Source organism: Luteococcus sp. (assembly GCF_043424415.1).
Lineage (GTDB): Bacteria > Actinomycetota > Actinomycetes > Propionibacteriales > Propionibacteriaceae > Luteococcus.
This window is the reverse complement of sequence record NZ_JBHWOO010000077.1, coordinates 1-11,916: the sequence shown is the minus strand read 5'-3', so window position 1 is coordinate 11,916 and position 11,916 is coordinate 1. Positions and strand designations below refer to the sequence as shown.

Below are 11,916 nucleotides of genomic sequence, written 5' to 3'. Positions count from 1 at the left end.
ATGCGCTGGCGGCGGGTGGTGGGCACAGCGGCGGCCTGCGGGACCCTGGTCCTGGGGCTGCCCTGGCTGTTGACTGTCGCCAGCTCCACGGGGCGGGTGCGCACCGTGGAGGAGCATCGCACCGCGACGGCCACCGTCCAGGGGCCCCGCGTGGCCCTCGTCCTGGGCGCCCAGGTCCATCCCGACGGCCGCCCCTCGCGCTTCCTGCGCGGGCGGCTGGACCGGGCGGTCGAGCTGCACCGGGCCGGCCTGGTGGACGTGCTGCTGGTCAGTGGTGACAACGGCATCGACCACTACGACGAACCCACCGCGATGAAGCGCTACCTCGTCGAGGCCGGTATCCCACCCGAGGACGTGGTGGTGGACTTCGCCGGTTTCGACACCTATGACTCGTGCGTGCGGGCCCGCCGCATCTTCGGGGTCGAGGAGCTGGTGGTGGTCAGCCAGGGCTACCACCTGCCCCGGGCGGTCACCACCTGCCGGCTGGTCGGCGTCGACGCGGTCGGCGTGGGGGACTGGAGCGTGCAGGGCCTGGGTTCGTTGCACGACGTCCCGGTGCTGTGGCGTCTGGGCTGGGCCCGTTTCGCGGTGCGGGAGCTGCCCGCCAACCTCAAGATGCTGTGGGACGTGGGTTCTCGTCGAATGCCCACGATGGGCGACCCTGAGCCCGGGGTGCACGACGCCCTGGGTCGCTGACCCGGTTGTTGCTTTCGCGTGCGGAGTTGACCCCGCCCGTGCTGACCGCCGGGGGCACGCGCTGCAGCGGGGGCCGTTGTCGGGTGGGCGTGCGCAGTCCACTGCGCACATCGGCCCGACAGCAGCGAGGTGTTGTCCCAGTGTTGTCCGTCCGCTCCCAGCCATGGTGCACTCCGAGCAGGGGCCGTGGAATGGGAGCATGACACTTCGCACCACGAAGGACCTGCTGGCTGAGGGGCGGACGGACCGGGACCTGCGACGAGCCGTTGGCAATGGCCACCTGGTCCGCATCCGACGTGGCGTCTATAGCGACGAGGAACCGGACACGCCGGTGGAGCGACACCGGCTGCTGATTGAGGCGACTGCCCCATGCCTGGGTGATGTTGTCCTCAGTCATGAGTCGGCCGCGGTGCTGCACGGTCTCCACCTTCCGCACGGGCCCGGGGAACTCGTCCAGGTCACGCGCACCAGACGAACACCGGGTGGTGGTCAGCGGAACCAGGTGGTCCACACGCATGGTGGTTGGCTGGCCGCGGATGACATCGTCACGGCGGAGGGCTTCAGGGTGACCGCACGGGCGAGGACACTGGTCGATGTGGCTCGGGGGATGAGCTTCGACGATGCCGTGGTCCTGTTGGATGCCGCCCTGCGCAGCCCCGACCATCCTGGAGAGGAATCTGCGATGTTCAGGGCAGAACTCGAGGGTGAGATCGCGCGCAGTCGGCGAGTGCCCGGGGTCAAGATGGCCCGTGATGCGCTGGCCTTTGCCGACGGGCGCTCTGGCAGTCCCCTGGAGAGCCGCAGCCGGATCATCATGTGGCGGCATGGCCTTCCGAGGCCGGTGCTGCAGCACGTGGTCGTCGATGATCACGGGCACGTGATTGCCCGCCTGGACTTCGCCTGGTTGGAGGAGAAGGTCTACGGGGAGTGCGACGGAGCCGTGAAGTACGACGAGTTGCTGGCGCCGGGACAGACGGCGCGACAGGTGCTGATGGCGGAGAAGCACCGGGACAATGCCTTGGCAGACCGTGGATGGCGGCAGGTCCGGTGGATGGGCCCAGACCTTGCAAGACCCAAGGTGTTGTGTGGACGGATCCAGCAGGCGTTGGCTGGATCCCGTCGTCCGGCGGCCTGATGAGCGCCGCGGCATCGACGTGCAGAGCCGACACGGCATTTGCTGATCACCGGGGCACGTGCTGCAGCGGGTGCCCTTGTCGGGTGGGCGTGCACAGTCCACTGTGCGCGTCCAGGCGGGTGGAGCTGGTTCTGGGTGGGGGATCAGTAGGCGCCGTCGGAGGCCAGCACGGCCTTGAGGGTCATCGCCAGGATGGTGAGGTCCTGCGTCATGGACCAGTTGTCGACGTAGTAGAGGTCGAGGCGCACGGTGTCGTCCCAGCTCAGGTTGGAGCGGCCGGAGACCTGCCAGAGACCGGTCAGACCGGGGCGCACCTCGAGGCGACGGTTGACGTGCGGGGCATACTGCGCGACCTCCTTGGGCAGTGCGGGGCGGGGGCCGACCAGCGACATGTCGCCGCGCACCACATTCCACAGCTGGGGGAGCTCGTCGATCGAGAAGCGACGGATGAAGTGGCCCACCTTGGTGATGCGGGGGTCGTTCTCCATCTTGAACATGACCGCATTGGGGCCCTGGTTCTGCAGCGACTTCAGGATCTCCTCGGCATTGGTCACCATGGAGCGGAACTTGAGACACTCGAAGTGCTCACCGTTCTTGCCCACGCGCACCTGCTTGAAGATCACGGGTCCGTGGTCGTCCAGCCAGATGGCCACGGCGGTGCCGATCATGATCGGACTGATGGCCAGCAGGATCAGGGAGGCGACCACGATGTCGAAGGTGCGCTTGGCCCAGCGGCCTGCCTGCTGCGTGGTGGGCGGCTCGACGAGCACCAGCGGGATGCCGGCGACGGGACGCACCTGGATGCGCTGGCTGGCGATGTCGGTCAGGGCGGGGGCGACGACCATCTGGGCGCGGTGTGACTCCAGGGCCCAGGCCATCCGGCGGAAGCCGCGTGAGGACGGGAAGGAGCCGTCGGCGAAGATCACGATGTCGATGTCGCGCTGGCCGACGATGTCGATGGTCTCGCCGATGGTGCCGAGCACCGGCAGGTCGAGTTCGCCGCGCTGGGTGCCCTCGGGCAGGATCGCGCCGACGATGTAGTAGCCCAGCCAGGCCTCGCGACGCGCGACCGTCAGGATCTCCTGGATGTTCTGCGGGTTGCCGGCCAGCACCACGCGACGGGTCAGCCAGTTGCGGCGGCGCAGGATGTGGATGCCACGGCGCACCATCCAGCGGGTGAGCACCAACAGGGGCGTGCCGAAGGCGAAGAGCAGGATGTAGAAGCCGCGCGAGAGGTCGAAGCGCGTCAGGTAGCAGCAGATGCCGATGAAGGCGGCCGCCATCAGGCTGGAGTGCACCACCCGGGCGTACTCGTCGGTGCCGGCCCCGAGGTTCTTGTCGGAATAGGCGCCGGCGCTGAACAGGCACGCGATCCAGATGACCACGGCCAGCGGCCACAGCAGCGAGACGCTGTAGTTGACCTGGATGGGGTCCTGGAAGCCGGGCACGACATTGCGGAAGGCGAGGGCCACCAGGGTCGCGAGCAGCACGGTCAGTGCGTCGCTCGCGGCGAGCAGCCATGGTGCGACGCTGCGTGAGCGGTGCGTGACGCGCCGTGGAATCCTCAGCCGGCTTGGGCTCACGTTGTTCTTCAAAAGCATTGCTCCACCCCTGGAGGCGGGCGGCCAGATCTGGCCCGACGCGCTGGCCGGGATGACACTGACTCCCCCGAGTTCAAATTCGCGTTCCGCCCAGAGTCCCTGGGCGGTATGCGGGATTGCCACGATTGACGTGTGTGTGCTCCCCCGAACTACGGTTCGGAGTCTATCGGGACGAACCTCTGTCTGCAGGGGCTCCGGCGGGCTTCCAGGAGTGCTTCACGCGGCCATGTAGGGGTCGACGACCTAGCCAGAATCTCATATGTCAGATGTCAGGCTGAAGAATTCTGCACCAACCTTCTTCACGTCGACTCAGCATTCCGTCAGAATCAGTGCCCCTGTCTCCCTGAACGGGGGCGTGTCTGGGTCCCGGACGGTTCTGTCCGGATCATGGCCAGCGGAATCCTTTCGTGGACACGAAACGGTCACCAGGTGGACACCCCCCGGCCGATGCCGTGGTAGTCCCAGCCGGCCTCGTGCCAACGGTGTGGATCGAGCACATTGCGGCCGTCGATGATGCGCGGCCCGCGCACCCTGGGCAGCAGCTCCGCGGGATCCAGCTCCGTGAACTGCTTCCACTCAGTGAGCACCATCACCAGGTCGGCATTCTTGACCGCCTGCTCGACGGTGTCGACCACGTACAGGTCGGGACGCGCACGTCGCAGGCCGTCGCCGGCGGCAGGATCGGTGATCACCACATCGGCCCCCCGTGCCCACAGCCGTGTCGCGATGTCCAGGGCGGGGGAGTCTCGCAGGTCGTCGGAATCTGGCTTGAAGGCGGCACCCAGCACGGCCACCTTGCGGCCAACCAGGCGGCCCCCGAAGAGTCCCGCCGCCAGCTCCACGGTGCCCTCGCGGCGACGCAGGTTGATGGCATCCACCTCCCGCAGGAAGGTGAGGGTCTGGTCGACGCCCAGCTCGCCGGCGCGGGCCATGAAGGCGCGGATGTCCTTGGGCAGGCAGCCACCGCCGAAGCCGATGCCGGCCCGCAGGAACTTCTTGCCGATCCGGTCATCGTGTCCGATCGCCTCGGCCAGCTTGGTGACATCGCCGCCCGTGGCCTCGCACAGCTCGGCCATCGCGTTGATGAAGCTGATCTTCGTGGCCAGGAAGGAGTTCGCGGCCACCTTCACCAGCTCGCTGGTGGGGTAGTTGGTGAGCAGGCGCGGGATCTGCTCCTCGAGCAGCTGGGCATAGCACTCGTCGAGGATCTCGCGGATCACGGTGCCTCGGACGCGATCCTCAGGCAGGCCGTAGACGATCCGGTCCGGGTGCAGGGTGTCCTTCACCGCGAAGCCCTCGCGCAGGAATTCCGGATTCCAGACCACCGCGATGTCCTTGCCGCTGGCCGCGGCGCGCTCGGCGATCCCCTCGGCGGTGCCCACCGGGACCGTCGACTTGCCGGCGATCAGCACCGGGCGCTCGCCCCGCGGGCGGGAGTGCTCCAGCACCGTGGACACCGCGGCATCGACCTGGCTCAGGTCGGCGGCATAGCGCCCCTTCATCTGGGGCGTTCCGACGCCGATGAAGTGGATCTCTGCATCGGTGATCTCGGCCGGGTCGGTGGTGAAGCGCAGGCGGCCGGACTCCACATTGCGCCGCAGCAGTTCCGGGAAGCCCGGCTCGTGGAAGGGGCTCTCGCCTCGGGAGAGTTTGTCGACCTTGGCCTGGTCGACGTCGAGGCCGACCATCTCGTGGCCGAGTTCGGCCATGCACGCAGCGTGCACGGCACCCAGGTATCCGCAACCAATCGTGGACAGACGCATGGGATGAGCCTAGTCACCCAAGATGAAGGGCAGATGAAGATCCGCGAGGGCAGCAGGGCCCCGACCGAGGTCGGGGCCCTGCTGCTCATGGCCCTCACACGTGGTGGCCGTCGCTCCTCAGAGCCGGTGTTGCCTTCCGGGCCGCGCGACGGACTCGCAAGCGTGACCGACTCAGAAGTCGGCATCCTCCGGGTTGGCGCCCAGGCGGTTGCCCTCGTCAAGCTTCGCGATGGCCTCCATGTCGGCCTGGTCCAGCTCGAAGCCCAGCACGTCGAAGTTCTGCTCGATGCGCTCCGGCGTGACCGACTTGGGGATCACCACATTGCCCAGCTGCAGGTGCCAGCGAATGATCACCTGGGCAGGGGTGCGGACGTGCTTCTCGGCGATCTTCGCGATCGTGTCATTGCCCAGGTCCTTGCTCTGGCCCAGCGGGCTCCACGCCTCGGTGCGGATGTCGCGGTCGTCCAGGACGCGGCGCAGCTCGGTCTGCTGGAAGGTGGGGTGCAGCTCCACCTGGTCGATCACGGGGCTCTCGCCCTCGAGCCTGTCCAGGTGCATCTCATGGAAGTTGCTGACGCCGATGCTGGTCACCAAGCCCTCGGCCTTGAACTCCTGCATGGCATTCCAGGCCTCGATGTAGGCATCGCCGTGCTTGACGGTCGAGGGCCAGTGGATCAGGTAGAGGTCGACGTGGTCGAGGCCAAGCTTCTCCAGGCTGGTCTCGATGGCCTTGCGGGCATCGGCCTTGTGGTGCATGTCATTCCACAGCTTGGTGGTGACGAAGAGCTCGTCGCGGGCGATTCCGGAACTCTTCAGGGCGCGGCCGACGCCGGCCTCGTTGCCGTAGATGGCGGCGGTGTCGATGTGGCGGTAGCCGGTCTCCAGGGCCTTGGCGACGGCGGGGGTGGCCTGCTCGTCCTCCACCTGCCAGACGCCGAAGCCGAGCTGGGGGATCTTCTTGCCGTCGCTGAGGGTGACCTCGGGAATGCTGTTCATGCTTCTCCTTGGATGGATGGATGGGTGGGGTTGGTGTGGTTGGTCGCGGGTGCCGCAGCCGTCAGCGGCCGAGCAGGCCCCTGGCATAGCCGGCCTGGCCCAGGTGCTGGGTGATGTCGTTGACCGTGCTCACCAGCCGCACCCCGGCCGTCACCGGGGGCTGGTAGGAGTCGTCGACGATGCGGTCCAGGGACTTCTCGTCCAGCTGCTCCAGCAGCTGCAGCGTGGCCTGGTGCACGGCCCGGTGGTAGTCGGCCAGCAGCTCCGGGTCGTCGACGGCGAAGGCCGCCGCGTCCTCGGCCGACATGGCATAGCCGTGCGCCTCGATCGGGTAGGGCAGGCCGAAGCGCTCGTACCAGCCGTCGTGCCAGACCTGGGAGCCGTCACCGAGGCCGAGGCTCTGGGCGATGTCGGCCACCTGGGCATCCTCGACCCGGGCCAGGTGCCAGGCCAGCCAGCCGATCGAGTTCGCCCCCGGCGCGGGCGGGCGGTTCACCGTGTCGGCATCCAGCCCGTCCAGGACGGCCGGCAGGTCGTCGGCGACGCGCTCGAAACTGTCGCGCAACAACTCGCGTGAATCCATGGGTCCTCCCACTGTGCTCGACCTCGACGTGCGTTGCCTTCCACTGTGCCGCGCCGGCGGCCGGTGGGCCAGCCGTCAGGGCCTGGTTCAGCCTTGGGCGATGATCCCCTTGCGGGTGAGCCAGGCCTTCGCGATCGTCGCCGAGCTTTCCTGCCTCTCCACGCTGCGGGCGTTGAGCTCGGTGAGTTCGTCGGTGGTCAGCTGCGCCGTGACGAGCGCCACGACGGAGGCGGCATCGGCCCCCACCTTCGAGCTGGCCACCGGCACCACGTTCTGCGGCAGCACCAGGTTCTTGGGATCCGAGAGGGTCACCAGGTCACGGGCCTTGATGGAGGGGCTCGCGGAGTAGATGTCGGCCACCTGCACCTTGCCGTCGGTGAGCGCCTTGACCGTCAGCGGGCCACCGGAGTCCTCCACCGGCAGCACCGTGGCGTCCACCCCATAGACCCGCTTGAGGCCCGTGGGTCCGTAGGGGCGCTTGGCGATCTCGGAGTTGGCGGCCAGTGTCACCTCCGGCAGCTTCCTGAGGTCCGCGATCGTCTGCAGGCCGTACTTCTGCGCGGTCCCGCGGGTGACATTGAAGGAGTCCTGGTCGGTGGCCTCGGCCGGTTCCAGCGCCATCAGTCCGGCGGGCAGGGCGCTGCGCAGGTCGGTCATGATCTGGCTGGTGGCCGAGGCGGTGGACTCCTTGTCGTAGTACTGCAGCATCGCACCGCCGTACTCGGGCATCAGGTCGATGCGGCCGGCCTGCATCTCGGGAAGGTAGATCTCGCGCTGCCCGATCTGGTAGTTCCGGGTGATCTTCCAGCCGCGCGACTCCAGCGCCTGGGCGAAGAGCTCGGCGATGATCTCGTTGGAGTAGTACTGCTGCGAACCCACCACGAGCGTCTTCGAGGCACCTGCGGTCTGACTGGACTTCTGTGTGCCCAGCGGGTCGGAGCTGGCGCAGCCGGCCGCCAGCAGCAGGCAGACGAGGACGGCGAGCAGGCGCAGGGGATTGCGGTTCACGATGACTCCCGGGTCTGGATGGTGGGGACGCTTCGGCGCAGCAGGCGTTCGGTCAGCTCGAAGAGCAGCTCCAGCGCGACGGCCAGGCCCAGCACGAGCAGCGAGGCGGCCAGCATCTGGGGGTAGTCCTGGGTCTTGAGGCCCAGGAAGAGGTCGCGGCCCAGGCCTCCGGCGCCGACATAGGCCGCCAGGGTGGCGGTGGAGACCACCTGCAGGGTGGCCGAGCGGATGCCTCCGACCAGCAGCGGCAGGCCCAGCGGGATCTCGACCAGGCGAAGCACCTGCCACTCGGTCATGCCCTGCGCACGGGCCGCGTCGACGGCGCGGGGGTCGACCGACTCGATGCCGGCATAGGCCCCGGCCAGCACCGAGGGGATGGCCAGCAGTACCAGCGCGATCATCGGCGCCTGCAGGCCGACACCGAGCCACAGGCCGAAGAGGGTGACCAGGCCCAGGCTGGGCAGGGCGCGGGCGATGCCGGACAGCTGCACCGCCAGGTTGCGGCCCCGGCCGGTGTGGCCCACGAGCCAGCCCAGCGGGATCGCCACCAGGCCGGCCAGCAGCACGGCCAGGACCGTGTACCAGAGGTGCTCGGCCAGATGGGAGGGCCATCCCTGCGGGCCGTGCAGGTGGGCAGGATCGCCGATCCAGGCGAGGGCCTCGCGGACGAAGTTCATCGCCGGGCCTCCGTCCTGGCCTTGCCGGCGGCACGGGTCCAGGGCATCAGCAGCGCCCCGATCGCCATCAGCGCCGCGTCGAGCAGCAGTGCCAGCAGGGCGGTGGCCAGGATGCCGGTGATCACCTCGGCCAGGATTCCGCGCTGGAAGCCGTCGGTGAACAGCGATCCCAGGCTGCCGACGCCCAGCAGCGCGCTGACCGTCACCAGGCTCACGGTGCTCACCGCCACCACCCGCAGGCCGGCCAGCAGGGCCGGCCCGGCCAGGGGCAGCTCGACGGTGAGGAATCGTCGCAGCCCGCCATAGCCCAGGGCGGTGGCCGACAGCCGCGGCCCCTCACCGACAGCATCGAGCCCGTCGGTGGCCGAGCGCACCATCAGCGCGAAGCCGTAGAGCGACAGGGCTGCCACCACATTCCACCGGTCGCGCACCGTGGTGCCGATCACCATCGGCAGCACGATGAACAGCGGCAGCGAGGGGATGGCGTAGACCAGCCCGCTCAGCGCCACCAGCGCCGCGCGGCCCGGCCGCCAGCGGTTGGCCAGCCAGGCCACCGGGAGCGCCAGCAGCAGGCTGATCGCCACCGCGGGCAGCGTCATCAGCAGGTGTGACCAGGCCAGGCCCCAGACCAGGTCGAGGTTGGCGGCGAGCCAGCTCACGGCAGCTCCTGCCCTGCGGCCAGCCGTCCTGCCGGCCGCCCCCGGGAGTCGAGCACCAGGGTGCCGTGCGCGGTCTGCTGCAGGTGCAGGTCGAGCTCGCCGCGGTCCAGGCCCAGGAAGGACGAGACGAAGTCGTCGGCGGGATTGGCGACGAGGTCGGCGGGAGTGCCCACCTGGGCGATGGCGCCGCCGTTCTTGAGCAGCACGATCTGGTCGCCCAGCGCGATGGCCTCGGCAATGTCGTGGGTGACGAACAGGATGGTCTTGTGCAGCTCGGCCTGGATCCTGCCCATCCAGTGCTGCAGCTCGGAGCGCACCAGCGGGTCGACGGCACCGAAGGGCTCGTCCATCAGCAGGATGTTGGGATTGCTGGCCAGGGCGCGCGCCACGCCGACGCGCTGCTGCTGGCCGCCCGAGAGCTGGGCGGGCCAGCGCCGGGCGAGGTTCTCGTCGAGACCCACCAGGTCCATCAGCTCCAGGGCCCGCTCGTGGGCCTGTTTCTTGGCGACGCCGTTGAGGCGGGGCACGGTGGCGATGTTGTCGATGACGCGACGGTGGGGCAGCAGGCCGGAGTTCTGCATCACGTAGCCGATCCGTCGGCGCAGCTTCACCGGGTCCTGGCCGGCGATGTCCTCGTCGTCGATCAGCACCCGGCCGCTGCTGGGGGTGACCATGCGGTTGACCATGCGCAGCAGGGTGGTCTTGCCCGAGCCGGAGGAGCCCACCAGCACGGTGGTCTGGCCGGTGGGGACGACGAGGCTGAAGTCGCCGACGGCGGGCGGGGCCTCGCCGTACTGCTTGGTGACGTGCTCGAACTCGATACCCATCCTGCTCCCTTCGCTGCCATCGGGGGACGGCGGGCTGGTGCCTGGCGTGCGGTAGGCCTTCTTCCATCCAACCCTGACTGGGTGGTCATAATTCCCCCTCAAGGGGTGGAATCTCGTGTGCTGGAAGCGGTCCGTGCGTCCGCAGCGGCGTGGGCGCGGCGCGTGGAAGAATGACTGCCATGTCTTCACTGCCCTCACAGCTCACCGAGCGGGTCCAGTCCGTCACGGGGATCGACCCCGAGATGCGTCCCGCCACCAAGCCACAGTTCGGCCACTTCCAGTCCAATGTGGCACTGCGCCTGGCCAAGAGCGAGGGCCGGCCGCCGCGAGAGGTCGCCGCCTCGATCGTCGAGAAGCTGCAGCTCGACGACCTGTGCGAGCCACTGGAGATCGCCGGGCCGGGATTCATCAACTTCCGCATCAAGTCCCAGGTGCTCGCCCGGACGGCCACCGACCTGATGGCCGACGAGCACGCCGGCATCGTGCAGGCCGACGAGCCGCAGCGCGTGGTGATCGACTACTCGGCACCGAATGCGGCCAAGCAGATGCACGTGGGCCACCTGCGCTCCACGATCATCGGCGACTGTTTCAACCGGGTGCTCACTGCCCAGGGCAACATCGTGATCCCGCAGAACCACATCGGTGACTGGGGCCGCCAGTTCGGCATGCTCGTCGAGCAGACCCTCGAGGAGGGCCTCGACCTGGACAGCCTCGACCTGGCCGGCGCCGAGGCGCTCTACAAGCGCGCCAATGCCCACCTCAAGAGCGACGAGGCCTTCGCCACCCGCTCGCGTGATCGGGTGGTCAAGCTGCAGGCCGGCGACCCCGAGACCCTGGCGATGTGGGAGAAGCTGATCGCCATCTCCAAGGCCGGCTTCGAGAGCACCTATCGTCGCCTCGGCGTGCTGCTGGAACCCAAGGACTACGCGGGCGAGAGCATGTACAACAACATGCTGCCCAAGGTCTGCGAGGACCTGGAGGCCCGCGGCATCGCCAAGCTGGACCAGGGTGCGCTGGTGGTCTTCGTCGACGGCTACGACGCCCCGGCGATCATGCGCAACTCGCAGGGTGGCTACGGCTACGACGTGACCGACGTGGCGGCGCTGCGCTATCGCGTCGGCGAGCTCGAGGCCGACCGCCTGGTCTACGTGGTGGGCAGCGAGCAGACCCACCACTTCAACCTGATCTTCGGCGTCTGCCGCAAGGCCGGCTACCTGCCCGAGGACGTGCGCGCCCAGCACGTCGGCTACGGCATGGTGCTGGGCACCGACGGCAAGAAGTTCTCCACCCGTGAGGGCACCGCCGTCCACCTGGACGACCTGCTCGACGAGGCCAACCAGCACGCGGCCCCGAACATCGCGCTGGCCGCGATCAAGTACGCCGACCTGTCCAACAGCCTGCAGAAGGACTACACCTTCGACGCGGAGCGGATGACGGCCACCACCGGCGACACCGGGCCCTACCTGCAGTACGCGCACGCCCGCATCTGCCAGATCATGCGCAAGGCCGAGGCGGAGCAGGTGGAGGTGCCGTCGGCCGTCACCGTGCTCGACGAGCCGGCCGAGCAGCAGCTGGCCTTGCTGCTGAGCCGCTTCGGCGAGGTGGTGGCCGAGGTGGCCGAGAGCCTGCAGCCGCACAAGCTGTGCACCTACCTGTACGAGCTGGCCGGTGCCTACTCCACCTTCTACGAGCAGTGCCCGGTGATGAAGAGCGAGGGCGAGGTGCGCGGCTCGCGCCTGGCGCTGTGCCAGGCCACCCGCGGCGTGCTCGCCAAGGGCCTCTACCTGCTGGGGATCGACGCGCCCGAGCGCATGTGACCGGGCCTGAACCGTGATGGGGGCCTGAACCGTGATGGGGGCCTGAACCGTGATGGGGGCCTGAAGGGCTCCGCCCGCGTCAACCGGTCAGGGCTGCTGGAAGCTGCCGATGTGCTTGCTGCCGGCGCTCTGGCCGATCTTGCTGGCGATAGTG

General features: G+C 68.6%; 11 protein-coding genes and 1 pseudogene. 4 read left to right on the top strand and 8 right to left on the bottom strand.

The window, feature by feature from the left end; translation table 11 throughout:
* The 3 genes and pseudogenes from ACHFFZ_RS04645 to ACHFFZ_RS04635 all read left to right on the top strand — a co-directional run bounded on the left by ACHFFZ_RS04645 (position 1) and on the right by ACHFFZ_RS04635 (position 1,831).
* On the top strand, positions 1-696 hold the full coding sequence (locus ACHFFZ_RS04645) for a vancomycin high temperature exclusion protein (RefSeq protein ID WP_394275494.1): 696 nt from the start codon (positions 1-3) through the stop codon (positions 694-696).
* Between the two features lie 163 nt (positions 697-859).
* A pseudogene (locus ACHFFZ_RS04640) lies at positions 860-991 on the top strand (hypothetical protein); the annotation flags it as partial.
* 312 nt (positions 992-1,303) lie between these two features.
* Positions 1,304-1,831 (top strand): hypothetical protein, encoded by a 528-nt coding sequence (locus ACHFFZ_RS04635; protein ID WP_394275523.1) that lies wholly within the window; start codon positions 1,304-1,306, stop codon positions 1,829-1,831.
* 143 nt (positions 1,832-1,974) lie between these two features.
* Here ACHFFZ_RS04635 and ACHFFZ_RS04630 read toward each other — a convergent pair whose 3' ends face one another.
* From ACHFFZ_RS04630 to ACHFFZ_RS04595, 8 genes are all read right to left on the bottom strand, one after another.
* Positions 1,975-3,414: a sugar transferase gene (locus ACHFFZ_RS04630; protein ID WP_394275493.1), complete on the bottom strand. Its 1,440-nt coding sequence runs from the start codon at positions 3,412-3,414 to the stop codon at positions 1,975-1,977.
* Between the two features lie 440 nt (positions 3,415-3,854).
* Positions 3,855-5,195, bottom strand: a complete 1,341-nt coding sequence (locus tag ACHFFZ_RS04625; protein WP_394275492.1) for a UDP-glucose dehydrogenase family protein — start codon at positions 5,193-5,195, stop codon at positions 3,855-3,857.
* 171 nt (positions 5,196-5,366) lie between these two features.
* On the bottom strand, positions 5,367-6,191 hold the full coding sequence (locus tag ACHFFZ_RS04620; protein WP_394275491.1) for an aldo/keto reductase: 825 nt from the start codon (positions 6,189-6,191) through the stop codon (positions 5,367-5,369).
* 61 nt (positions 6,192-6,252) lie between these two features.
* Positions 6,253-6,774 carry a DinB family protein gene (locus ACHFFZ_RS04615; protein ID WP_394275490.1) on the bottom strand — a complete coding sequence of 174 codons (522 nt, stop codon included), beginning with the start codon at positions 6,772-6,774 and terminating at the stop codon, positions 6,253-6,255.
* An 87-nt stretch (positions 6,775-6,861) separates the two neighbouring features.
* Complete coding sequence (locus ACHFFZ_RS04610) at positions 6,862-7,782, bottom strand: ABC transporter substrate-binding protein (protein ID WP_394275489.1); 921 nt, start codon at positions 7,780-7,782, stop codon at positions 6,862-6,864.
* Positions 7,779-8,459 carry an ABC transporter permease gene (locus ACHFFZ_RS04605; protein ID WP_394275488.1) on the bottom strand — a complete coding sequence of 227 codons (681 nt, stop codon included), beginning with the start codon at positions 8,457-8,459 and terminating at the stop codon, positions 7,779-7,781. The genes ACHFFZ_RS04610 and ACHFFZ_RS04605 overlap by 4 nt, the downstream gene beginning before the upstream one ends.
* Positions 8,456-9,118 carry an ABC transporter permease gene (locus ACHFFZ_RS04600; protein ID WP_394275487.1) on the bottom strand — a complete coding sequence of 221 codons (663 nt, stop codon included), beginning with the start codon at positions 9,116-9,118 and terminating at the stop codon, positions 8,456-8,458. The genes ACHFFZ_RS04605 and ACHFFZ_RS04600 overlap by 4 nt, the downstream gene beginning before the upstream one ends.
* Entirely contained in the window at positions 9,115-9,945 is an 831-nt protein-coding gene (locus ACHFFZ_RS04595; protein ID WP_394275486.1) for an ABC transporter ATP-binding protein, read from the bottom strand. Before ACHFFZ_RS04595 ends, ACHFFZ_RS04600 begins: the two co-directional genes overlap by 4 nt.
* Positions 9,946-10,124: 179 nt before the next feature.
* On the opposite strand from ACHFFZ_RS04595, the gene argS reads away from it, so the two are divergent.
* Positions 10,125-11,762 carry an arginine--tRNA ligase gene (argS, locus tag ACHFFZ_RS04590; protein ID WP_394275485.1) on the top strand — a complete coding sequence of 546 codons (1,638 nt, stop codon included), beginning with the start codon at positions 10,125-10,127 and terminating at the stop codon, positions 11,760-11,762.
* Positions 11,763-11,916: the final 154 nt, after the last annotated feature.

Coding starts and splice junctions, on each gene's coding strand:
- ACHFFZ_RS04645 (WP_394275494.1), top strand. CDS start 1: ATGCGCTGGCGGCGGGTGGTGGGCACAGCGGCGGCCTGCGGGACCCTG.
- ACHFFZ_RS04635 (WP_394275523.1), top strand. CDS start 1,304: ATGAGCTTCGACGATGCCGTGGTCCTGTTGGATGCCGCCCTGCGCAGC.
- ACHFFZ_RS04625 (WP_394275492.1), bottom strand. CDS start 5,195: ATGCGTCTGTCCACGATTGGTTGCGGATACCTGGGTGCCGTGCACGCT.
- ACHFFZ_RS04620 (WP_394275491.1), bottom strand. CDS start 6,191: ATGAACAGCATTCCCGAGGTCACCCTCAGCGACGGCAAGAAGATCCCC.
- ACHFFZ_RS04615 (WP_394275490.1), bottom strand. CDS start 6,774: ATGGATTCACGCGAGTTGTTGCGCGACAGTTTCGAGCGCGTCGCCGAC.
- ACHFFZ_RS04605 (WP_394275488.1), bottom strand. CDS start 8,459: ATGAACTTCGTCCGCGAGGCCCTCGCCTGGATCGGCGATCCTGCCCAC.
- ACHFFZ_RS04595 (WP_394275486.1), bottom strand. CDS start 9,945: ATGGGTATCGAGTTCGAGCACGTCACCAAGCAGTACGGCGAGGCCCCG.
- argS (WP_394275485.1), top strand. CDS start 10,125: ATGTCTTCACTGCCCTCACAGCTCACCGAGCGGGTCCAGTCCGTCACG.